16 protein-coding genes are annotated in these 22,884 nt (G+C 45.2%); 9 read left to right on the top strand and 7 right to left on the bottom strand.

The genetic code is table 11. The features are described 5' to 3' along the window. Nucleotides 1–121 precede the first annotated feature (121 nt). On the top strand, nt 122–1,045 hold the full coding sequence (locus ABT56_RS07335; RefSeq protein WP_047878229.1) for a MalM family protein: 924 nt from the start codon (nt 122–124) through the stop codon (nt 1,043–1,045). Nucleotides 1,046–1,122: 77 nt separating this feature from the next. Continuing rightward, nucleotides 1,123–2,922 carry an alpha-amylase family glycosyl hydrolase gene (locus ABT56_RS07330; RefSeq protein WP_157037800.1) on the top strand — a complete coding sequence of 600 codons (1,800 nt, stop codon included), beginning with the start codon at nt 1,123–1,125 and terminating at the stop codon, nt 2,920–2,922. A 56-nt stretch (nt 2,923–2,978) separates the two neighbouring features. On the opposite strand, the gene ABT56_RS07325 is transcribed toward ABT56_RS07330, so the two are convergent. Together ABT56_RS07325 and ABT56_RS07320 are read right to left on the bottom strand one after the other, a co-directional pair. Further along, the gene (locus ABT56_RS07325) at nt 2,979–5,045 is read right to left on the bottom strand and encodes a sensor domain-containing phosphodiesterase (RefSeq protein ID WP_047878228.1); all 2,067 of its coding nucleotides are present in this window, start codon (nt 5,043–5,045) and stop codon (nt 2,979–2,981) included. Further along, the gene (locus tag ABT56_RS07320) at nt 5,042–6,349 is read right to left on the bottom strand and encodes a GGDEF domain-containing protein (protein WP_047878227.1); all 1,308 of its coding nucleotides are present in this window, start codon (nt 6,347–6,349) and stop codon (nt 5,042–5,044) included. Before ABT56_RS07320 ends, ABT56_RS07325 begins: the two co-directional genes overlap by 4 nt. 269 nt (nt 6,350–6,618) lie before the next feature. Between ABT56_RS07320 and ABT56_RS07315 the strand changes: the two genes are divergently transcribed. From ABT56_RS07315 to ABT56_RS07300, 4 genes are all read left to right on the top strand, one after another. Further along, nucleotides 6,619–7,788, top strand: coding sequence for a potassium/proton antiporter (locus ABT56_RS07315; protein ID WP_240478274.1), 1,170 nt, complete (start codon nt 6,619–6,621; stop codon nt 7,786–7,788). A gap of 143 nt (nt 7,789–7,931) precedes the next feature. After that, a complete protein-coding gene (gene malE / locus ABT56_RS07310) occupies nt 7,932–9,113 on the top strand; it encodes a maltose/maltodextrin ABC transporter substrate-binding protein MalE (RefSeq protein ID WP_047878225.1) in 1,182 nt (393 codons plus the stop codon). A 78-nt stretch (nt 9,114–9,191) separates the two neighbouring features. Continuing rightward, a complete protein-coding gene (locus tag ABT56_RS07305) occupies nt 9,192–12,020 on the top strand; it encodes an amylo-alpha-1,6-glucosidase (protein ID WP_240478273.1) in 2,829 nt (942 codons plus the stop codon). A 162-nt stretch (nt 12,021–12,182) separates the two neighbouring features. Next, entirely contained in the window at nt 12,183–13,703 is a 1,521-nt protein-coding gene (locus tag ABT56_RS07300; protein WP_047878223.1) for a DUF1254 domain-containing protein, read from the top strand. A gap of 89 nt (nt 13,704–13,792) precedes the next feature. Here the strand turns inward: ABT56_RS07300 and ABT56_RS07295 are convergent, their stop codons facing one another. From ABT56_RS07295 to malK, 4 genes are all read right to left on the bottom strand, one after another. Then, entirely contained in the window at nt 13,793–14,875 is a 1,083-nt protein-coding gene (locus tag ABT56_RS07295) for an aspartate/glutamate racemase family protein (RefSeq protein ID WP_047878222.1), read from the bottom strand. A gap of 197 nt (nt 14,876–15,072) precedes the next feature. Further along, entirely contained in the window at nt 15,073–15,258 is a 186-nt protein-coding gene (locus ABT56_RS07290) for a hypothetical protein (protein WP_047878221.1), read from the bottom strand. A 60-nt stretch (nt 15,259–15,318) separates the two neighbouring features. Beyond that, entirely contained in the window at nt 15,319–16,242 is a 924-nt protein-coding gene (locus ABT56_RS07285) for an alpha/beta hydrolase (RefSeq protein WP_053062407.1), read from the bottom strand. Nucleotides 16,243–16,315: 73 nt separating this feature from the next. After that, nucleotides 16,316–17,425, bottom strand: a complete 1,110-nt coding sequence (gene malK / locus ABT56_RS07280) for a maltose/maltodextrin ABC transporter ATP-binding protein MalK (protein WP_047878220.1) — start codon at nt 17,423–17,425, stop codon at nt 16,316–16,318. A gap of 609 nt (nt 17,426–18,034) precedes the next feature. Between malK and malE (ABT56_RS07275) the strand changes: the two genes are divergently transcribed. The 3 genes from malE (ABT56_RS07275) (at nt 18,035) to malG (ending at nt 21,777) form a co-directional block, all read left to right on the top strand. Further along, nucleotides 18,035–19,216, top strand: coding sequence for a maltose/maltodextrin ABC transporter substrate-binding protein MalE (malE, locus tag ABT56_RS07275; RefSeq protein ID WP_047878219.1), 1,182 nt, complete (start codon nt 18,035–18,037; stop codon nt 19,214–19,216). Between the two features lie 75 nt (nt 19,217–19,291). Continuing rightward, nucleotides 19,292–20,875 (top strand): maltose ABC transporter permease MalF, encoded by a 1,584-nt coding sequence (gene malF, locus ABT56_RS07270; RefSeq protein WP_047878218.1) that lies wholly within the window; start codon nt 19,292–19,294, stop codon nt 20,873–20,875. A gap of 11 nt (nt 20,876–20,886) precedes the next feature. Beyond that, nucleotides 20,887–21,777, top strand: a complete 891-nt coding sequence (gene malG / locus ABT56_RS07265; RefSeq protein ID WP_047878217.1) for a maltose ABC transporter permease MalG — start codon at nt 20,887–20,889, stop codon at nt 21,775–21,777. Nucleotides 21,778–22,255: 478 nt separating this feature from the next. On the opposite strand, the gene ABT56_RS07260 is transcribed toward malG, so the two are convergent. Beyond that, nucleotides 22,256–22,810 carry a DUF1415 domain-containing protein gene (locus tag ABT56_RS07260; RefSeq protein ID WP_047878216.1) on the bottom strand — a complete coding sequence of 185 codons (555 nt, stop codon included), beginning with the start codon at nt 22,808–22,810 and terminating at the stop codon, nt 22,256–22,258. Nucleotides 22,811–22,884 lie beyond the last annotated feature (74 nt).

Below are 22,884 nucleotides of genomic sequence, written 5' to 3'. Positions count from 1 at the left end.
TATCTCAAGGCAGCCTTCGGGCTGCCTTTTGGCTATACCCATGTTTCCATAGCGATAAATAATGAGGGAATATGGGTATAGCGATAGCTCGAATAAGCCCACAATAGGGAACGGAGAGAATATGAAAATAATTAAAACTACGCTAGCAGCACTGCTTATCGCATCTCTTGCCGGATGCGCAGCCTCCCCAGCTGAACAGGCAGTTAAAAATGTCACAATCACCCAGCCAGCGTGCTGCGAGACATTCAGTGAATTTGCATGGATTCCGATGAATGGTGACAGTATTGATTTTGCTGTTGATGAATATTCACAAGTAGGGAACTTTGCCGAGGGTAAGAGCTATTTTACCGGGTTTGTTCTGCCTGAAAACGTTGAGCGGATGCGGGTTGAACTTAAAAGTTGGATGCGGAGCACGGGGGTATTTGCACCGAAAGTGCTACTCCTTAGCCCGACATTCCAAGTTGTTGATAGTTATGAGTTGAGTGATTTTGAGGTGAAGCCTTCGGATATGCTGCGTCTGTCTAGCTATCGGAAGAGTTTTGATATGAACCAAGCGACGACGCCTTATTTAGTTGTATACTCGCCATTGGCGTACCGAGAAGGTTCTATTCAGATCCCACATCCAGAAAGAGTTCGGGCCGAAGAGCTGGGCTTGGCTCGTCCGATGGTGACGGATCCGACGATTCAGCACCAAAAGTTTGGTAGCTTGGAACTCGATCTCAAACCACTCGCTCTACGTTCGTACCGTTCTCATACAACCGTGCCTCAGAAGGCGGTATCCCAACCGGTAGAGACTGCCGAATCTGTTGAAGCTGTAGCTACAGTTCCGGCAGCCAGCATGGTGCTGAGTAATACGGCAGTACAGCAGTCGTCAGCTGTAAATAGTCCAGCAATGTTGCCGGAAACAGAAGCGTTTTATAACAATCAAATTCAGTTGGCTGTTGAGAAAAAGGATATTCAACGAGCGCTGAAATTAATGGAAGAAGCTAAGCGTGCAGGCTCTGCGACGGCAGAAAACACTTTCATTAAATTGATTCAAAAATAAGGTAGTTTGGGTATACAGGGTGGGCAGTGCCCACCCTTTTTTGTCACAGTCGTTATATGGGAAGTGGCCAGCCGATCATGATGATGGAAATAATGCAGCAGAAGAAAAAATTTGTCGTTTACCAAGTGTTTACCCGTTTGTTTGGTAATACGGAAACGAATAATAAGGCATGGGGAACGTCGCAGGAAAATGGAGTTGGTAAATTCAATGATTTTACTAATAAGGCCTTGAGTGAAATAAAAAAACTGGGTGTGACCCATATCTGGTATACAGGTGTACCTCATCATGCGCTGGTCGCTGATTATGAAGCATACGGGATCGCTAGTGATCACCCGAGTGTGATAAAAGGGCGTGCGGGCTCTCCTTACGCAGTGAAAGATTACTATAATGTCAATCCTGATTTGGCGGTTGACCCGGCTAACCGCTTGGAGGAGTTCCAGTCTCTGGTTGAGCGAAGCCATGCCAACGGGTTGAAGGTAATTATTGATATTGTGCCAAACCATGTTGCGCGGCGCTATAAAGGGGTGACTAACCCTGAGGGCGTTGTTGATTTCGGTGATGGGGATGATACGTCGGTTGCCTACCACCGCGACAATAATTTTTACTATATCCCTGGAGAGGCGTTTGAACTGCCTGATTTCGAAAATGGTTATTTGCCATTGGGCGGTGAGACGCATCCGATGATGGTTGACCCATACGTGGAATACCCGGCGAAGTGGACTGGAAACGGTTCGCGTCTGGCAAAACCCAAATTTGACGATTGGTATGAAACCGTCAAGGTAAACTATGGGATCCGACCTGATGGTAGCAAGGATTTCGCGGAACTTCCTATTGGCTATGAAGAACGCACGCATCAAGAACACTATGCGTTTTGGTTGACGCAATCGGTCCCCGATTCATGGCAGAAATTTCGCGATATTGCTTTGTATTGGCTGGCTAAAGGCGTTGATGGTTTTCGCTATGATATGGCGGAAATGGTGCCGGTTGAGTTCTGGAGTTATATGAACTCTGCTATCAAGCATGTGAATCCGGATACTTTTCTGATGGCAGAAGTGTATCAACCTCATTTGTATCGAGATTATATTCGCTTAGGCAAAATGGACTACCTCTATGACAAGGTGGATCTGTACGATACGCTCAAAGATATCATTCAGGGTAAACAGAGTACCGATGCCATTGTCGATGTCCAGGCCGGTATGCAGGATATTGAACATCATATGCTGCACTTTTTGGACAACCATGATGAGCAGCGTGTGGCGAGCCCAGAATTTGCTGGCTGTGCGGAAAAAGGCAAGCCGGCGATGGTGGTTTCAACCTTGCTAAGCACTTCGCCGACGATGGTCTATTTCGGCCAGGAAGTTGGTGAGCCTGGCGCGGAAGATGCGGGTTTTGGTAAGCCGTCAAGAACATCGATATTTGATTATATTGGCGTACCGAGCCATCAACGATGGATGAACCATGGTGCATTTGATGGTGGGCTGTTGACAGATGCTGAGCGTGATTTGCGGTCGTATTATCAGTGCCTGCTTAACTTGTCAGTGATGAGTCCCGCCGCAGCAGGGCATTATGTCGAGTTGCAGACAGCTAATCGTCAGCAAGGTAGGGGGTATGAGGGTAATTTGTTTGCGTTTGCTCGCTATAGTCAAGAGCAGCTGATGGTTGTTGTGGCAAATTTTGATCCGGATAGCAAAGAGAGTTTGCCGGTCGTCGTGCCAGAAGGCGTGATTGCCGAGTGGAAATTGGATGATGGAGAATATAGTTGTCAGGATGCACTTAATGGCAACAAAACGGTCATGTTAAAAGTTGAAGCAGGTATAGGCTGTTTGGCTTTATCTCTACCGCCTTTGGGGAGCTCGGTTGTGATTCTGGATCGCTAAGATCTCGTGACGATTATCATAGACAAAGCGCAGCCGTTGGGCTGCGCTTTGACGTATTAGGATGAAAGGGATGGCCGATGAATAAGGTAACCTTGCAGATAGTCAACGCCGATTTGTTGGAGCCACTGTTGTTCCTCTTCAGTTTCGACACACTCGGCGACAAGCTTGATCTTAGACAGTGTAGTAATCGCGCGTAAGTTTTCGATAATCGTCTGCTTTATTGGATCATTATGGCAGTCTTTAATTAGTGAACCGTCAATTTTCACTGTATCTATAGGCATATTGAGCAATTGCTTATAGGTGGAATGCCCAGCACCGAAGTCGTCAAGCGCAATTTTGAAACCGGCATGCTTCAGTCTTAGTAGGTTCTTCATCAGTGCATCGAAATCATTGATTGAGCCTGACTCTACGATTTCAATACATATTTTGTCCAATGGTACGTTGAGTTCATGCGCAATATGTAGCAGTGTATCGATAGAGAGATCTGAGCTCAGAAAATCGGGTGATAGGTTGATGGCACCATAGTCAAAGCTGTCAATCGGAAGCTGTTGAATATACTCAAACATCTTTCGGACAATGGCCTTTTCCAGCATTTCCATATGACCGAGCTTTTGGGCGCAAAAAAACATGGTCTCTGTATTGAGTGGCTTTCCTTTGACGGTAAAGCGAGACAATAACTCAAAGCAAGACGTACGATCATGAGCGAGACCTTGATAGTTTTGGCGTAAGATCTGAATATGGCTAGGATTAAAATTATCAAGTAACGTAATATAGTTAGTGTATCGGCTATGATCACAGTCAACCATAGTATGTGAATTGTTACGTTCGGCTAAACGTAAATTCATATGAATCTGGTTAATGGTCTGCTTTATTCGGTTTCCTTTCTTGCATCGGCAGAAGAAAATTTTATCGATATGAAAATTCACATGGTCGGCTTCTAATGAAGCATTAAGCATTTCTGACAGTTTATCTAATCGTCCAATTGCGCGTAAGTTGTTCTCGAGCAAAATAACCAGTGCTGCGACATCATAGAGCACATAACTTTGATCGTAGAAATTGGTCGATTTATTGATATAGCTTGCTATTTGGCGAAGGATCTTATCCCTTTTAATTAAAGGATATTTAAAGATCGGGCTAAGATCGATAGCTGCAACAACGAAATCACGACGGTGTAACGTATCGTCATCAAGCTTTTGGAATGTCCCAAAATTACTCTGATTATCAAAGTAGAGGTTTTTAGTAAATCGCTCGGTTTCTTTGCGTAGGGACACCTTGAAGTCCAGCATGATGTAGACAATCAAAGAGAACATAAAGAAGATAGTTAACTTGGTGTTTAGCAGTAATAGATCTGCTGTAACATCATTTTTAATCAGTAAGCTATATCCAATGACAATCAATAGTATTTGAGTCAATTCTGAGAAGTTAAAGGCAGCCATAATAACCAATGGCAGCAAAAACAAATAAGTCATGTAGGAATAGGTAATATTTTCCTTATTTAGTAAAACAAAGAAAATAGCCAAAACAATCAGTGATTTGTAGATAAAGTTGCTTTTTGAAATATGACTGAACTCGCGGAGAAGACTCCTTGGTTCTTTATGTTTGTTTAAGGCAATCAAGAATAAGCCAATGACAGGGGCGGTTAGCAATATACCAATAGAGTCAGTCAAAAATAGGTTGAGAGCTTGTGCGGTATTGAAGCTATGAGGGGTAAATATCGCTAAGGCAAGCGAGCAAAACCCTGGTGTGATAAACACATAGAAACTAAAAATCAATCGAGTAATGTAGTGATGGTTGCGAAGCTTTTCGATCAGCGACAATGAGATGATCAGCAAGGACGTGATCACTAGGCTATACAGGTAGCCGACCCCGTTATGAGAGGCTTTGATAAAGGTATAGTAGGTCAGCAGCCCAAGAAAGATACCAATGATTCCCGTGCGGCCATATAGGTATGTCGCAGCAATGATCACCCCTGAGGTGATCGACAAAAGTTGGACTTGTGATAGCAAGCCGTGGGAGAAATGGCTGAGGTGGAAACTAAAAAGAACCATTATATATGCAAAAAACAGATAGAATAACTTATCCAAAATCGTTTTTTGTTTAATCGATAGGAAATAGCTAATCATGCAATGGTTACCTTATCGCGTCCGCGGTGTTTAGATTCATAAAGAGCAGAGTCAGCATGCTTATAGGCATTGCTGAATGTTGTATTGGTGCTATGTATGCCACCGATTGATATTGTGACAGAAAGTCCTGCAATTTTATTTTTTGCAATGCTCTCTCGGATACATTCCGCTTTTTCTTGTAAAACTGTTGGCGTCATATTCTGGAATATAATAATAAACTCTTCGCCACCCCAGCGAATGGCTATGTCATCATTTCTAATTTGTTGATTGATGATTCGAGTTATCTGTGTAATAACCTCATCACCTTTTTTGTGTCCATAGGTATCATTCACTGTTTTAAAATGATCGATATCTATAATAAGCATTGAGAATGAACGCATTTTCTTCAGTCGTGATTCATAGTAGTCACGACGATAAAAATTAGTCATTCTATCCCGTTTGAAAGATTGATCCCGTTGTTTAGCTATTAATGACATAATAGTAATTAATACTGAAACGAAAACAGATGGGATAAAGCTTTTTTCAAGAACATCAATATAACTTATTCCGATGGTAATAGGGCTGCTATCTGAACAAGGTAATAGGCTTGTTGAGTGATAAACATTATTGCTTTGTCCGTTATTGATTGTTGTATGATGCTTTAAATTATAGCGATTGATCATATTTTTGATATGTTCTTCTTTTATATCAATCGCTAAAAGTGAGTTAAGTTTTTTATTGTTGAATACAGGATAATAGATAGTTCTTATTCTTTCTCCTGTTTCTTGTTCTGTATATGAATCTGTGATTTTTAAATTACACCCATAGAAATTTTGATAGCTCTTGCTTAATTTTTCTTTTTTAACAATTCTCGTCATAACAGAGTTGAGATCATAACTATCAAAGAAACTCTGATAGCTTGGACGTAAAGGATCATAATGGCTGTAATAAGCTGGGTTTTCAAAAACGGCAATTGTCCAAAGGCTATTAGGAATGATGTTCTTTAATTCAGATTTTAATTTGTTAATTCCTGTTGAGAGCACTTTTACATTCGTATCTTTACTCACAATGATACTGACATTGTTTCTTTTATGTAGACCTTTTGTCAGAGGTATGGTGTCTGTATTGTTGTAATATGTAGAGAATCTACGGCTTATAGAATAAAGCTGTGAATAATTACTGATTATCTCATTGTGTAGACGCTCAATATGATAAATATTAAAACCCTGGTAAAACATTGAGATAGTCAAAAGAGAAAATAGACTGACTTTAAAAAATGAGAATAATTCCCATCTTTCAAAACACTGACTTATTGTTTTTTTCATTGTTGTTATACACGGATTTCGGGAGTAGAAGTGTATAATTTTTTGTATGTTCGTCAATTAAAAAATCAAATTGTAGTGAAAAATAAGATTTCTTGATGTGCTTTTCAAAGTGCGACAAGGAATGCAGCATGTCTGGTAGGTATGTGTTTTTTCTTTTTATTTTGTTGATTGGTCAGTTTGTGTTAACCGATTGTATTGATTTGGTGTGTTATATTTGAGGTGTTGCCAACCATTAACAAGAGGGAAGTCGATTGAGTAGCGGAATGATTATGTTAGGAATGGCGGTGTTGATCGCTGTCGGAATTTTGTTGCATAAGCCGTCAAAGACGTTAGGGCTACCTTCATTATTGATTTTTATGGGTGTGGGTTTACTGTTTGGAAATGGTGAATTTGATTTTGTTTATGACAATCTTGCAGTTACATCGTTTGTAGGCACGTTGGCACTGAATATTATTGTTTTTGTTGGTGGTTTAAATACTTCATTAGCGAGTATACGCATTGCTTATAAAGAGGGGGGAATGCTCTCAACAGTGGGAGTGCTGCTGACCACTATCATTCTCGGGGTAATTTTACATTTTATTACAGACTTTAATGTACTGAGCTGCTTGTTATTTGCCGCTGTTGTATCATCAACCGATGCTGCGGCTGTATTTTCCATTCTTGAATCTAAAAAATTAAAGCTAAAAGAAAGTACTGATACAGTGCTTGAGTTTGAATCTGCGACTAACGATCCGGTCGCGCTGTTGTTGGTGGGGATCTTGACAGAGATGCTGTTAAGTTCTGAGCAGATAGTCTCTGCAAATATGATTGCAGTTGAGCTTGCACAACAAATCCTAGTCGGGTTGGTGTTTGGCTATGGCATTGGTAAGTGCTGCGTCTATCTGCTCAATCGAATCAAGCTGGAAGAATATGGCCTGATTCCCGTTTTCATATTGTCATGCTTCTTTATTGCTGCTTACGGTAGTGAATTGGCCGGAGGTAATATTCTGGTCGCGTCATATGTGGCAGGTGTGATTATTGGCAATGAGCTATTGCGCGGAAAGGAGATAAGTAAGCATTTCTTTAACAGTTTGTCTTGGCTTGCTCAGGCATTGATGTTCATTATTCTTGGATTACAGTTTTTTCCACGAGATCTTGTTGCTGACTTACAAGCTGCATTACTACCCGCGGCGGCGCTTATTGTGATTGCTCGTCCGTTAGCGGTATTCATCAGTTACTTACCATTTAGACGCACTAGCTGGCAGAAAAAAGTGTTTATTTCTAGTATTGGCCTGAAAGGTGCTACGCCGATTGTTTTTGCATTGATCCCAGCTTCTGCTGGGGTGGAAGGTGCGAATTCGATGATGCATATGGTGTTTTTCATTGTTCTGATTTCTGTGTTGGTGCAAGGGTGGGCACTTGAGCCAATGGCTAGATGGCTCAATCTTGTCGAAAAGTGATTGTTTATTTTTTTGCCACTAAATGTGGTCTGATTCACAGTGCCGATATAAAGAGGGTGGGGGCGTAGGGGGGAGGAGGATGCTCATCACTGCAGGGGGGAGGTAACGTGGTTTCAAAGTTAAAATAACAATGGAATGAAGCCATGAAACGTGTAATGAAAACTTTTGCTCTGTGCTCTTTAACTGCGGCCATGATGCTGCCTATGTCTGCGTCTGCTATGCAAGAAGGTGAGATCCTTGTATGGATTAATGGTGATAAGGGTTATGAAGGCTTGGCTGAGGTCGGTCGCCAGTTTGAGGAAGACACTGGGATCAAGGTTAATGTTCAGTACCCTGAATCGTTAGAGGCAAAATTTCAGCAAGTCGCGCCAACAGGCGGCGGCCCTGATATTATTTTTTGGGCTCATGACCGTTTTGGCGGTTATGCCAAATCTGGCTTGCTGATGGAAGTGAAGCCTTCTGATGAATTCAAAAATAAATTGGTGGATTTCTCATGGGATGCCGTTACTTATGAAGGTAAGTTGGTAGGCTACCCAATTGCGCTTGAATCACCCTCACTGATTTATAACAAAGACTTATTGCCTGAGCCTCCAAAAACATGGGAAGAGTTATATGCCATTGAGAAGCAAATGGCAGCCAAAGGCAAGAAAGCCATCATGTGGGATGTTAAGAATGCCTATTTTACATGGCCGATGATTTCAGCCAATGGTGGTTACGCCTTTAAGAAAACCCCGACAGGTTTTGATCCAAACCAAATTGGTATTAACAATGATGCGGGTGTGGCTGGCTTGACCTTCCTTGCTGATTTGGCCAAGAAAGGGGTGGTAAATCCAGATATGGATTATGCCGTATCGGAAGCCGAGTTTAATAAAGGCAACGTTGCCATGACAATCAATGGTCCGTGGTCTTGGGGCAACCTAGAAAAATCAGGTATTAACTATGGCGTTGCGGTTTTCCCAACGTTGGATGGCGGCAAGTCCAACCCATTTGTCGGGGTATTGAGTGCTGGTATTAATGCGGCCAGCCCAAATAAAGACTTGGCTGTTGAGTTTCTTGAAAACTATTTGATTACAGATAATGGTCTGAAGCAGGTAAATGACGATAAACCATTGGGCGCAGTGACGCTGAAATCTTTCCAGCAGAAGCTTGAAAAAGATAGCCGTATTGCGGCAACCATGACCAATGCTGAGAATGGCGAGATTATGCCAAATATCCCACAGATGACAGCCTATTGGTTTGCCGAAGGTGCCGCTATTGAGAATGCCCTATTGGGGCGTCAAACGGTAAAAGAAGCTCTGGATACCGCTGCGTCACAAATTCGCTAATGAATTATTAGCAGTAAATGAATAATGCGCAGTATCCAACGAGGAGCTGCGCATTGTTGTTTCTAGGTTTATCGTTATATGGATAAGACAACAATGGGTAAATGCAGTACGTCACCGTTTAAAGAAAGCCTTTATGTAAAAGGTACGTTCAATGGGTGGGGTGACGACACACCAATGGTTTATGTTGGTGAAGGCGTATATCAAGCAGTAGTGTGCCTGTCGGCTGACAGCCACAATTTCAAAATTTCTGATCAGCAGGGAACAGAAGCACTGTGTTTTGCTGCTGATAAGTACAAGGCAGTAAATTGTTACCTTGGTGAAATGCAGCGTTTAATTCCGGCGAAAGGGATCGGAAATGATTTAGTTTTTGATGCACCAGAAACAGGCTTGTACACCATAGCGTTTTCCGTGCATGGCAAGAAGTATGAATTGACAGTGACTCAAGGCGGGGATATGGATGATTGCGAGCCGACCAGATCGCCTTTTCGTGCCGATTTCAATGTGAGGGGGGGGAGCGATAAGCTGATGGGCAAAGGACGAAATGTCCTTGAGCCAGAGGTATTATTTGAAAAACTGGCCATTCGCAATACCCAGAGTGTCCCCTATGTATTTGGCGACAATATTGATGGTTATTATGATGGCCGAACTCATGCCTTTGTTGCCGCAGGAAAATATCGCCACAAGCAGGGATGGTATTTGGGCACTTATGCCTCTTTTGTTGATGGCTGTCTGAACAACAAAGAGCAGGCTAGTCACGCGGATTTGCTGCCGTATGGTGTGACGCATTCATATTGTCAGGGTGGTTCTCAGGCTACCGAAACCATGATGCTGATTTCCGGTGAGCGCAGTGGTCGCAGAAGTGCTGCAATACAGGTAACTAGCTCGACTCCGGCTGAGCTTGCGATCCTTCCACAGTTGAATTTGGCCATTGATGCTTCAACGGTTAGCTTGTTTGAATACGGTGTGGTTTATGCGTTATCATCAGAATTGCGCCAGCCGGGAACACCATCGTTTATTGCCTTGTGTGCTGACAAGCCGTTTAATTTTGAAGAGATGACCTTCACAAAACGGCCTGAGCTGAAAGATACGGTTTTTCTGAGTGGCCACCACGTTAAGCCATACTTGTGCACCAAATCCAAAGAGACCAGTTTTACGCTTTATTTGGCCTTTGCTGAGACGCAAGCCGATGCTGAGGCGCAAGCCAGGCAGTTAGTCGAGCTTGATGGGGTTATTTGCCACCAACAGCAAGTCTACAATATGCTGACCCATTCTTATTTGTGGACGTCAGATCTCGAATACAACCGCGCACTGATGTGGGCAAAGGCTGCAGGAAAGGTATTTGTTTCCCATGAGTATGGAATGGGGATTTGGGCTGGACTGCCTTGGTTTAAAGATTGTTGGGGGCGTGATTCGTTCATCGCTTTACCGGGAATTACTTTGGTCAATGGGGACTTTCATGACGCCAAGGCAATTATCGACAACTTTTCCGCCATGCAGTTGGTGGATGAATCGAGTGTGAATTATGGCCGGATCCCGAATCGTGTGACCAGCCTGACCAATATGATTTACAACACGACCGATGGTACACCGTGGATGGTTCGAGAAGTTTGGGATTATCTACGCTACAGCGGTGATATCGACTATGCTAAGGCGATTTACCCAGTTGTTCAGACGTATATCGATGGTATTGAAAAATACTATCTTGATAGTTACGGATTGATGACCCACCGCGATCCAGATACCTGGATGGATGCCAAGTTGGAAGGGCGTATTCCATGGTCTGCCCGAGGTAACAGAGCCAATGATATTCAGGCGCTTTGGTATACCAGTCTATTGGTTGCTGTTGAGTTGGCGAAGTTGAATGCAGATCCCGCGAATGCGGAACGTTATCTGAAAATGGCCGAGCAGGTGAAGCAGAGCTTTGAGCTGTTGTTCTGGGATCAAGGCCAGCAGGTATTGGCAGATCGCCTGTATGACGATGGCTGCAGGGATCTACAAAACCGTTCTAATCAATTAATGACGCTAACAGTACCGTTTGACGGCAGCCTGTTGGATCGTCAGCTGGGTGCCAAGGTAGTGAAACATGCCGTGTCCAGCTTGCTGTTCCCATGGGGAATCACATCATTGGCACAAGATGATCCGATCTTCCACCCATTCCATGCTAATCGTGAGGAATACCATAAGGATGCGGCCTATCATAATGGCACGATTTGGGGCTGGAATGCAGGGTTCACGGTGTCTAGCCTGATCCGCTACGGCTATTCAGATTTTGCTTATCAACTTACCCAAAACTTGGCCGATCAGATTTTGCATATTGGCCATCGTGGAACAATGAGCGAGAACCTCGATGCGTTCCTCAATAGTGATGGAGAGCGCACGACGTCAGGGACTTATGCTCAGGCATGGTCAGTTTCTGAATTCACCCGTAATGGCTATCAGGACTATTTGGGTTTCTCACCGCAGTTGCTTGAACGAAAGGTGACGCTATCGCCATGCATGCCGTCAGCATGGCATGAGGTGCAAGCCGAATTGCGTTTTGGTAGGAATAATCAGTTGAATCTTCAGTACCAATATCGTAATGGTAAACAGACTTATCAGTTGAGTTACCTGAAGCCTGATGACGTGGGGATTTGTGTCGTACTGACGGCAGCGAATAAGTCTAAGCACCAACTCGAACTGGCACCACAGCAACTTCCGGCGGTGGTGGTATTTGATCCCGAGGCAATTTATGCAACGGTTGACGGTGTGAAAGTACCGTTAGATTGTGTTCAGGCCAGTTTTGTTGCTGAGATTGGTGAATTGACCTTTGCCCAACCGGATTACCATCGTCAGCATGAAATGCTAGCTGGACGCCATATTCTGCAAGAGGCGATACAGTCTGCAGGCTTGGAAAGCGCAGTGGACTGAGTATTGTTTGAACCCCAATATAAAAAAACCTGCTTTGGCAGGTTTTTTTATATTTGATAATCGCGAAACTCAATATTGATTTCTAACGTTAGATAAGGTGGTTTTGTACAACCTTTAGTCTCTTGAGGTTGCTTGGGTATGACAGTCACGTGGAGAATGCAAATGTTAAAGGCCAAACTTAAATATGTTGCTTTGCTGACAGGTATATTGGTTTCTTCATCCGTACTTGCAGCGAATAGCGTGTATAACACCGAGATTCCAGCCAGCATTATGACGCCGGATAAGGTTGAAACCCACCTCGGTGTTCTGCACTTCAAAGACGGTGTACCTAGCCAGCAGACCATGGAGCGGTTGTACGATAATCTGGATACAATGCGCGCGACGGAAGTTTTCCTGAATGCGATTCCCATGGCATCGTTAGAAGCGTTACGGATCGGGCATCAGAAGATGGGGGTGAAACAGTCCCATCAGGTGATGTTGTTCGATAACTTAATGGATTCCAATCCCCTGTTTCTGACCGGCAACACGGATACGGTGTATGCATCGGCCTTTCTTGATCTTGAAAAAGATGGGCCGACAGTGGTGGAAATCCCCCCGGGGATGGGGCCGACAACGGTCAATGATGCCTTCTTTCGGTTTGTAACCGACATGGGGGTTGTAGGGCCAGATCGTGGAAAAGGCGGTAAGTATCTGATTCTTCCTCCCAACTATGAGGGGGATATACCTGAGGGATACCATGTGTCTCGGTCCACCAGCTATGTAAATTGGTTTATTGCCCGTGGATTTTTGAAAGATGGCAAGACGGATGCCGCGGTGGATGCCTATCACTCGGGGCTGAAGATTTACCCGTTAGCCAAGAAAGGCAACCCGCCAAAGATGACCTTCGTTTCCGGGAGTGGCAAGTCATTCAATACCATTCATGCCAATGACGAGCATTTTTACGATGAGATTAAGGTTGTTATTGATAAAGAGCCGGTCGAATTTATTGACCCTGAACTGCGCGGGTTAATTGCGACAATTGGTATTCAGAAAGGCAAACCGTTTGAGCCGGATGACCGGATGCAGAAGATCCTCAAAGAAGGGGCGGCGATCGGTAACGCGACTGCGCGAGCGCTGATGTTCAATCCCCGGACAGATAATGCGTATATCTGGGATGACCGTAACTGGAAAACGGCGTTCATCGGCAAAGATTATCAATGGTTAATTGATGGGGGGAACGGGGGGCGAAATTTAGATGCCAGAACATATTTCTTTTACATGGCCACGGTCAATACTCCCGCAATGGCGCTAAAAATGGTAGGTAAAGGCTCGCAATATGCCATTGTAGACAAGACGGGTGAGGGTGAGTTCTTTGAGGGCAGTAAAAATTATAGACTGACTATACCGGCAAACGTTCCTGCGAAGAACTTCTGGTCGGTGGTTGTCTACGATACGCAGACCCGGTCAGAACTCCAGACGAGCCAGCCGTTCCCAAGCAAGAATGACCAGCGTGACAAAATGATCGAAAACCCTGATGGTTCGGTTGACCTGTACTTTGGTCCTACCGCGCCTGACGGAAAGGATGCGAACTGGATCCAGACGGTACCCGAAAAAGGGTGGTTTGCCATCTTAAGGATGTATGGCCCGCTTGAACATTGGTATGACGGTAGCTGGAAGCCTAGTGATATAACAGAAGTGAAGTAAGGTCTGTCGTTAACTAAAACGAGCGATTTTGGGGATAAAGCCGGTCGATAAAAAGACCGGCTTTTGCCTATTATGGATACGGTAATTGGCTATGAATAAAATGCCGGAAGCACGTTGTCCACTAGCTCAGAAAGTTGGCAATCACCGGAATGTGCGGTAATGCCTAATTCTGAGAGTGATTGCTCTATATCCGTTTCTGTCTGGCTGAAGAATAGGGTCGGAAGGTGCCAATAACTACCTGTGATGCCTTTGCCTTGCTTGGCAAGGTAGTCACAGCAAGAGTCAAAAATGGCCTGCTGTATATCGATGGCTTGCTCTAGACTGTTAACTTTGAAGGTTAATGGTGGGAACCAGTCAAGGTTATTTCCTGCAAAGAGGCTGAGCGGTTGGGCTAGGCCGTTACCCTCGTTTTCTGAATTCTGCGGCGAGATAGCATCCACCAAAGCCTGTGCTAGTACGCTGGAGGCATCAATGACGTCGATATTTTGTGGAATCCAGCCATTTTGTTTGAAGCGTTGGCAACTCTCTGAAGTAAGAGCGAGCGGGAGTTCTGTGCACCCTAATACAACCAGCTTGCATTGCTGACGAGTGCATTCGTCGGTAATAACTTCACACAACAGACGTTCAGCCTGTTCGGTGATTTTGGCTGTCTTGATACCAAACTCCGGGTCATATATGGCGGCCATGACCTTTTTTTGGTTTTCTGGATTTGGGCTGGTGGAGGTCACGCCTTTTTCGGTCAACGCGCTTTGGTAGAGGCCCGAATGTATTAGGCTATCAACCCCCATGACAAGGACGTTGCTTGATGTTCCCTCTAGGGTGGTTGCAGTCTGCTTGAGCATGTCAACAAACGGCAGGGGGATGTCTTGCAGTAATTCTCTGAACAGAGAATGTGCACTGTTACAGGCTAACCCTAGCGAATCGACACCGAGGTGCTGCATGAGCCGAAGCGTGTAGCGGGCGGTATCAACCCGTCGTTGTTCTGGCAGATCCTCTGGTTGCCAGTGCTTGCCGACTTCTTCCGGTTTATAGGCCAGACGTGAATTGCCAAAGGCAATGAATGCTGGTGGCGTATCGTGGGTAACAGTCTGAATTTTTTTCAACAGGTCGACCATGGCTTCATTGCCTAGTCCACCAATGATCCCGATGCGTGGTGAATGGGTAGCGCCCATTGTAGTTCCTTTTTATTATGTCCTGTGGGCAGTGTATTAGTGAAATTTTATGCTTTCTTTGATTTGGATTCTGATTCCAGATGTGGATTTATACAGTAAATCGAATGGCTGAAGAGGATCACACTTTTGAATAGGAAGAGAGAGCTGTCCCCCTACCTTCATTGAGGTAGGGGGAATGAGAGAGTCATGCTGGGTACTTAGTCGTCATCCATATAGACCCTGCCTTCGAGTGAATACGGTTCACATTGATCGTAATTGTTGTTGCTTGCCCCCCTTAATCGTCGGAGTTTAGCTTCAAGAGCTTTGGCTTGCTGGAAGTCACCCTCTTGGTAAGCCATATCAATACGCTGTTCAATGTCTTCAATTCTGTCATGGCTGCTCATTGTATGATCCTCCATTTCGAGAAAGAGCCGATTAATCTACGTTACCCACGGCTGAAACGATCACCCTTTTTCAGTGTAGGAATGAAAGGTACTCGAATCCAGCTCTTGGAGGGAATCGTGCGATATGCAGGGGAAGAAGAACGCCAGCATTGCAGGAAAGCGAAGCGCCCAGGCTGATTCACTGTGGATAGCATCGGCAATGATGTGGAACTGGCAGTTAATCTTCGGGCTGTGTGAAGAAAGCTGGTTGGCAATGGCAGCGGCGTGTTTTTGATAAATATGGGGGAATATGCTTATGTTGTGGTCGCTGCTCTCTGCCGTTCCGATATCCATGTAGATGTTGACGGGGTGCTCGACGGGGGTATCGTGAATGAATTGGCGAATGGCCTGACTGGCAAACCAAAAAGCAGGTGAAAACACGCCGGCATTGGCAAAAATCGATGGATAACGCAGCAGGGCATACAGGCTGATTAGCCCGCCCATAGAGCTCCCCGCGATACTGGTATATTCCCGTTGTGGCAATGTCCGGTATTGGTTGTCGATGAAAGGCTTCAGGGTATCAACAATAAACTGGCAGTATTTCTCTCCATCGCCACCTTGAGGAATGGCACTTTGCTCCCAGTTTGTAAGCTCTGGCTCTGGGTGATAAGGCCAAGGTGAGTATTCATCCCTGCGGCCAAAGGCCCCACGTTCGCCGCTGCAGTCAACCGCAACGATAATTGCGCATGAGAATGAGGTTTCCCGCTGGAAGGCGTCAATACTCTCTCCTGCTTGCCAGCTCATACCGCTGATGCAAAGTGATGGCTCGAAAACATTTTGGCCGTCATGCATATAAATTACGGGATAGTGGTTTTGTGATTGTTCGTAGCCATCGGGTAAGTAAATACGAATAGTGCGCTTGCGGTTTAATTGGGGGATCACAAAATCATCCATGATGATCATGCGCGAAGGATCATAGTGTTTGGTGCGAGGGTCAATAGTCATGGAGGGTATCGTCGTTGCTTGAATATAAAAAAGGCGCTGAAAACAGCGCCTTTGGGAATACGAGTGTGATTTATTATACGCCTGGTTCTTGATACAGGCGGCGACACGCAGCCCCATCACGATGGAACAGGTGGCATCGATGGGCAGGGATACCCACTTTGAACTTGTCACCCGCTTCAACATCCAAAGTATCAGGACGACGGTAGATGAAATCAGCATCCATTTGATCAAGCTGCAGGTAGGTTTGAGTTTCATAACCCAGCTTTTCAACAACTTGTACCGTACCTTCAACAACGGCGTCGCCTTCTTCTGCCGAAACCAGGTGTTCGGGACGGATGCCCATTGACATGCGGTCGCCCTTGGTAACGGTTTTGCCATCAACAGGGATCCAGAAGGCATGTCCATTGGCCATTTGAACCATAACACGCTCGTCTTCAACCTGTTCGATGAACACACTCATGAAGTTCATTTTCGGTGAGCCAATGAAACCGGCAACGAAGCGGTTTTGCGGGTAGTGGTAGAGTTCAAGTGGCTTACCCACCTGCGAAACGTACCCGCCATCCAGCACCACGATTTTTTGTGCCATGGTCATTGCTTCAACCTGATCATGGGTAACGTAAATCATGGTACAGCCGAGTTGCTTGTGCAGTTTGGCAATTTCGATACGCATCTGTACACGAAGTGCCGCATCAAGGTTGGACAGCGGTTCGTCGAGCAGGAAGACATTTGGTTGGGATACCAACGTACGGCCGATGGCAACGCGTTGGCGCTGACCACCAGACAGAGCCTTAGGCTTACGGTCTAGCAAGTGGCCTAGCTGCAGGATCTCTGCCGCGTGGTCAACACGCTTCTTAATTTCGCCCTTGTCTGCTTTGGCAAGCTTCATACCAAAGGACATGTTGTCAAACAGGTTAAGGTGAGGGTAGAGTGCGTACGATTGGAATACCATGCCGACACCGCGTTCCGATGGTGGTACATCGTTCATGCGCTGCTCGCCGATATAAAGATCACCTGAGGTGATATCTTCTAGACCTGCAATACAACGTAGAAGCGTAGACTTACCACAGCCTGATGGCCCTACGAAGACCACGAATTCGCCTTCGGCAATATCGAGATCAACGTTTTTGGAAATCAGGTTCTCTCCATATGCTTTACATACATTTCGTAAAGTAACACTCGCCATCGAGCCTATTCCTCTAAGTTTGTTGTTGCCAGCAAGGCCGGATCTTATGCGTTCTGGGCCTTGTCGGTAAAGAATTCATTGTGCTGAAGATATGATGACAAAAAAACGGGTAGCAGCATCATTATTCATGATAACGAAGCTGCTACCTCGACTTAATCCGCACTATTTACTTCCCCAAGAAAAAGTACGGTGCTGTCGTCTAATAAAAGTGGCTACTGCACATAAAGCAGAATAGTAAAAAGCATCTTCAACTACCCATTGGGTATGGTGTTATTTTTGCCTAGCGACAGCGGCAAAACATCCTCCTTATGAATAAATTTGTTGGGGGGATGAGGGGGGGAGGAGTGCCCAGATCACACTTTGAAATTTGGGGGGCTGAACACACGGATTAATCCAATTACCATGTGCGCCGTATCACAACTGTGCTTCATTATTAGATCTCCGTCACTTGCACCGACGATGGAGATCACGGTTTTGAGTCTTTGTGGCTGGGGGCGTAGTCAGCAGGAGGATGCTAGATGCGTAGCCCTGGTGGAAGATACACCCTGAAAATTGCGTTGCATTACAGTCGTTACGCAAACCACATAACAATCATGAAGGATGTTAATAATGAAGAAAGTCCTCAGCACCGTCGCATTATGTACCCTAGCAGCTCTTGGTTCATTTAGTGCCCACGCGGCCATTGAAGAAGGCCAACTTACCATTTGGATTAATGGTGATAAGGGGTACAACGGTTTGGCAGAAGTGGGTAAGCAATTTGAAGCTGACACTGGCGTTAAGGTAACGGTTGCGTTCCCTGACAACCTGGCTGAGCGTTTCCCTCAGGTTGCTGCTGCTGGCGATGGCCCGGATATCGTATTTTGGGCTCACGACCGTTTTGGCGGTTATGCTAAGGCTGGCCTTCTGTCAGAAATCAACCCATCGCCTGAGATGAAAGACAAGATCATCGATTTTACGTGGGATGCGGTGAAGTATGATGGTAAGTATGTTGGCTACCCTGTTGCTGTTGAAGCACTTTCTCTGATTTATAACAAAGACCTCGTTCCAACGCCTCCAACCAACTGGGAAGACGTTGCGGCGCTGGATAAGAAACTGCAAAAAGATGGTAAGAAAGCCATCATGTGGAACCTGCGCGAACCGTTCTTCACTTGGCCGCTAATTACTGCCGATGGCGGTTATGCATTCAAGTACACCGCCAATGGCTATGATGCAAAAGATGTGGGCATCAACAATACCGGTGCCAAGCACGGTATGACTTTCATTAAGCAGCTTGTTGACCAAAAAGTGATTTCTGCTGATATGGACTACAGCATCTCTGAGTCTGAGTTCAACAAAGGCAATGTGGCAATGACAATCAATGGTCCATGGTCTTGGAGCAACATTGAAAAGTCTGGCATTAACTATGGCGTTACTCTGCTGCCTAAGCTCAATGGTAACCCATCTAAGCCTTTCGTCGGCGTGTTGACGGCTGGTATCAGTGCTGTATCTCCTAACCGTGATTTGGCAGTTGAGTTTATTGAAAACTACCTGCTGACGGATGAAGGTCTGGCGAAGGTTGATGCCGACAAGCCTCTAGGTGCTGTTGCTTTGAAATCTTACCAGCAGAAACTGGACAAGGACTCACGTATCGCGGCGACAATGAACAACGCGATGAACGGCGAGATCATGCCAAACATCCCTCAAATGACAGCATTCTGGTATGCGCAAGGTAATGCAATCCAGAACATCGTTGACGGTCGCCAGAGCGTGAATGACGCGTTGGATTCAGCCGCGAAACAAATGCTTAAATAATTAAATAAGTACACCCGAAGGGAGGGGGATGCCTCCCTTCACACTTCATTGTCTTTTTGCTAGCAAGGTGCTGAGATGCAGTCAGTTCAAGGTGCAGGGCTTTTGGAAACCGCAAAGGAAAGCCCAAAATTAAATTATCGAAAGTGGCTGAAATGGTCGCTACTCGGCATGATCGGTACTGTTAACGGTTATGCTACTGTGTTGATGTATGCACAAGGGGAAATACCTTTTGCGCTTCTTACCGTTATTCTAACAGCACTGGCTCTTTACATTTTCGGTAGTAACAAAACGTACGAGCACCGTTATATCTATCCAGGTATCGCCGGGATGCTTGTCTTCGTTATTTTCCCTCTGATTTATACTGTTGGACTGGCCTTTACTAACTACAGTGCGAATAACCAATTGTCAATTGAGCGAGCCCAGTCGGTGCTACAGCAAAGGACATTCTTGTCGGGCTCTAGCTATGGCTTTGATCTTTACAAAGTCGACAATGGCCACCAGTTGATCATTAAGGCAGATGGCGGGCTACTGGCATCAGATGTGTTCGATTTGTCCAATCCACCTTCTGATGTGGCGATGAAGTTGCATTCGGTTGGTGCAGTGAAGGGGCAAAAAGAGATCATCAAAACCATTATTGCTAACCGCAGCAACTTGAACAAGGTTGAGTTGGCCATGCCAAGCGGTGAAGAGATCCGTATGAGCGGTCTACGTAAATTTGCTGCAGAAATGCCGCTGTTTACGCTTCAGCAAGATGGCGAGTCACTGTACAACAACCGTACCCAGCAGCTTTATAAGCCAAACATGGAAATTGGTTTCTACCAGCCTGTTGATGCTGATGGCAAATTTATCGATAAGCCAATTTCTCCTGGGTTTGTTGTGGGCGTTGGCGGTAAGAACTTTGAACGTGTGATGACCGATGACGGTATCAAAGAACCTTTCTTTGGTATCTTTATCTGGACGGTTGTATTTGCTTTCTTGGCAGTATCACTGACTCTGGCTGTGGGTATGGTACTGGCCTGTATCGTGCAGTGGGAACCACTGAAGGGAAGTGGTATTTACCGAGTGCTACTTATCCTGCCTTATGCTGTACCGTCATTTATTTCCATTCTTATCTTCAAAGGTCTGTTCAACCAGAGTTTTGGTGAGATAAACATGCTGCTAGAAGGTGTATTTGGAATTAAGCCATCGTGGTTCTCAGATCCTATTATGGCCCGAGTGATGGTGGTCATTGTAAATACGTGGCTGGGCTTCCCTTATATGATGATCCTCTGCATGGGCTTGTTGAAATCCATTCCTGATGATCTGTATGAAGCCTCTGCGATTGATGGTGCCGGCCCGATTCAGAACTTCTTTACCATTACGTTACCTATGCTTGCCAAGCCACTAACGCCACTGTTGATTGCTAGCTTTGCATTTAACTTCAACAACTTCGTAATGATTCAGCTTCTAACATCCGGTGGTCCTAATATGGTCGGTACATCAGAGCCTGCAGGCTACACCGATTTGCTGGTTAGCTACACCTACCGTATTGCCTTTGAAGGCGGCGGCGGCCAGGACTTCGGTCTGGCGGGTGCGATTGCGACCATTATCTTCTTGCTGGTCGGCGGTATGGCACTGCTTAATCTTAAATTTACCAAAACAGCACTTGAGCAGGACTAAGGAGAGACGTCATGCCAATGGTTCAACCAAAATCTTTGAAGTACCGGGTTTGGGCAACGCATATCGGACTTTGCCTGTTCCTTGCGGCGACAATCTTCCCGCTACTGATGATCGTTGCTATCTCGCTACGTGAAGGTAACTTTGCCAGCGGTGAATTGATTCCTAGCAATCCGACCCTTGACCACTGGCGCCTTGCGCTAGGGTTTTCGGTCACCAACAGTGATGGCAGTGTGACACCTCCGCCATTCCCGGTGCTGCTGTGGCTTTGGAATACAGTGAAAGTTGCAGGTATTACGTCGGTTATTATCGTTGCGCTATCAACAACCAGTGCTTATGCCTTTGCCCGTTTTCGTTTTAAAGGCAAGAGCGTGATCCTGAAGGGGATGATGATTTTTCAGATGTTCCCTGCGGTACTAGGACTGGTTGCCCTATATGCATTGTTCGATCGTCTTGGCCAGTATATCCCGTTCTTAGGGCTTAATACGCACGGTGGCTTGATCTTCTCGTATATTGGCGGTATCGCGCTACATGTATGGACAATCAAAGGTTACTTCGAAACGATTGATGGATCTTTGGAAGAAGCGGCTGCGCTTGATGGCGCGACACCATGGCAGGCATTCCGTTTAGTGCTGCTGCCGCTATCTGTGCCAATCCTAGCCGTTGTCTTTATCCTGTCGTTTATCGGTGTTGTGACAGAGGTGCCTGTAGCGTCGCTGCTTCTGACGGATGTCAATAACTATACGTTGGCCGTAGGTATGCAGCAGTATCTGTACCCGCAGAACTACCTATGGGGTGATTTTGCCGCTGCCGCTGTATTGTCCGCCATTCCAATTACGACCGTATTCTTGCTGGCCCAGAAGTTTTTGGTGGGCGGCTTGACGTCTGGTGGCGTGAAGGGTTAATAATTTACGATTCCAATCAATAAGTGAAAAGCCTGCATATGCAGGCTTTTTTTGTTTTTTGTGAATTGACTTTGATATATATCATTGGGGTATATTTTAGCTAGTTAATAATATCCGTCGCTAAGTTGCATAATGTCTTTATTTATCAGTACACAAGTGTTTATTTTATTGGGTAAATTAACGAGTGTAGTCTTTACTTATATTCAAGGACTGATAAGATAATGTGTATAAAGCATCTTGAGTGTTTTATAAATAAGAAAAATATGCTTGTTCTCACTTGCAAGCATCTCCCTAGCTCTGATCTTAACGTTGGTTTGGCCGCCGATCTGTTAGGAAGTTGATGAGCTTGATTTATTGGCGTTACTGCATAGCTGGGCTTACTTTTTATTTTTATAAGTAGGTTTATTGGTAACAAAACCCGAACATTATGCTCGGGTTTTTTTATGTCATAACAAAAATAAGTTATGAGTGGCAAAGGTTATTTCAGAAAAGGAAACAGTTGCTTAATTTCTTGCGGAGTAAGAGATTCTACTCGAGCTATATTTCGTTCTGGTATCCCTTCTGGATCTGGGTAGTGCTTGAGAACTTTTTCCATGCTGGCTTCACGGATCAGGTGGAAAACAGGATACGGTGAGCGGTTGGTTAGGTTTTCTGCATCATCGGGATGTGTTCCTGCAAAGTAATAATCAGGGTGGAAGCTAGCGACCTGATATGTTCCTTCGTAACCGCATTGAATGAGCAGTGCATCCACAAGGTCGAGAAACTGGTTGTAGTCGTCAAATGCCTTGAAAAGATAGGGAGTGACAACCAGCGTTGTTTCTAGCTCTGTAACAGGCGTTTCATCGAGTTCGCGCAGTTGTCCGTAGATTTCCTCAAGCAGCGTTGCTTCGTCGTTCGATTGGCTGACGTGGATTTTGATTTGCTGGTTGCGCTGCGGTTTAGCCGCAAAAGGACAAAGGTTCAGTCCGATGACGACATCTTCGAGCCATTGCTCAGTGGCTTTAGCAGCCGTGATTGGGCAGGTTTTTGACATAGCTGACAGTTACTTATAGTTATGAATAAAAGAAGGGCCAGCATTGCTGGCCCTTAGAGTTTAGCGTATTGAAG

Origin of the sequence: Photobacterium aquae, assembly GCF_001029445.1 — a bacterium.
Taxonomy (GTDB): domain Bacteria; phylum Pseudomonadota; class Gammaproteobacteria; order Enterobacterales; family Vibrionaceae; genus Photobacterium; species Photobacterium aquae.
Note: the sequence above shows the minus strand (reverse complement) of the source record. Positions and strands in the feature narration are given on the sequence as shown.

Bases quoted from the DNA above. Each gene is read 5' to 3' on its own strand.
- ABT56_RS07325 (WP_047878228.1), bottom strand. From the start codon at position 5,045: ATGATTAGCTATTTCCTATCGATTAAACAAAAAACGATTTTGGATAAG.
- ABT56_RS07295 (WP_047878222.1), bottom strand. From the start codon at position 14,875: ATGGGCGCTACCCATTCACCACGCATCGGGATCATTGGTGGACTAGGC.
- ABT56_RS07330 (WP_157037800.1), top strand. From the start codon at position 1,123: ATGATGATGGAAATAATGCAGCAGAAGAAAAAATTTGTCGTTTACCAA.
- ABT56_RS07335 (WP_047878229.1), top strand. From the start codon at position 122: ATGAAAATAATTAAAACTACGCTAGCAGCACTGCTTATCGCATCTCTT.
- ABT56_RS07290 (WP_047878221.1), bottom strand. From the start codon at position 15,258: ATGAGCAGCCATGACAGAATTGAAGACATTGAACAGCGTATTGATATG.
- ABT56_RS07305 (WP_240478273.1), top strand. From the start codon at position 9,192: ATGGATAAGACAACAATGGGTAAATGCAGTACGTCACCGTTTAAAGAA.
- malF (WP_047878218.1), top strand. From the start codon at position 19,292: ATGCAGTCAGTTCAAGGTGCAGGGCTTTTGGAAACCGCAAAGGAAAGC.
- ABT56_RS07315 (WP_240478274.1), top strand. From the start codon at position 6,619: ATGTTAGGAATGGCGGTGTTGATCGCTGTCGGAATTTTGTTGCATAAG.
- malG (WP_047878217.1), top strand. From the start codon at position 20,887: ATGCCAATGGTTCAACCAAAATCTTTGAAGTACCGGGTTTGGGCAACG.
- ABT56_RS07260 (WP_047878216.1), bottom strand. From the start codon at position 22,810: ATGTCAAAAACCTGCCCAATCACGGCTGCTAAAGCCACTGAGCAATGG.
- malE (WP_047878225.1), top strand. From the start codon at position 7,932: ATGAAACGTGTAATGAAAACTTTTGCTCTGTGCTCTTTAACTGCGGCC.
- ABT56_RS07300 (WP_047878223.1), top strand. From the start codon at position 12,183: ATGTTAAAGGCCAAACTTAAATATGTTGCTTTGCTGACAGGTATATTG.
- malK (WP_047878220.1), bottom strand. From the start codon at position 17,425: ATGGCGAGTGTTACTTTACGAAATGTATGTAAAGCATATGGAGAGAAC.
- ABT56_RS07320 (WP_047878227.1), bottom strand. From the start codon at position 6,349: ATGAAAAAAACAATAAGTCAGTGTTTTGAAAGATGGGAATTATTCTCA.
- ABT56_RS07285 (WP_053062407.1), bottom strand. From the start codon at position 16,242: ATGACTATTGACCCTCGCACCAAACACTATGATCCTTCGCGCATGATC.
- malE (WP_047878219.1), top strand. From the start codon at position 18,035: ATGAAGAAAGTCCTCAGCACCGTCGCATTATGTACCCTAGCAGCTCTT.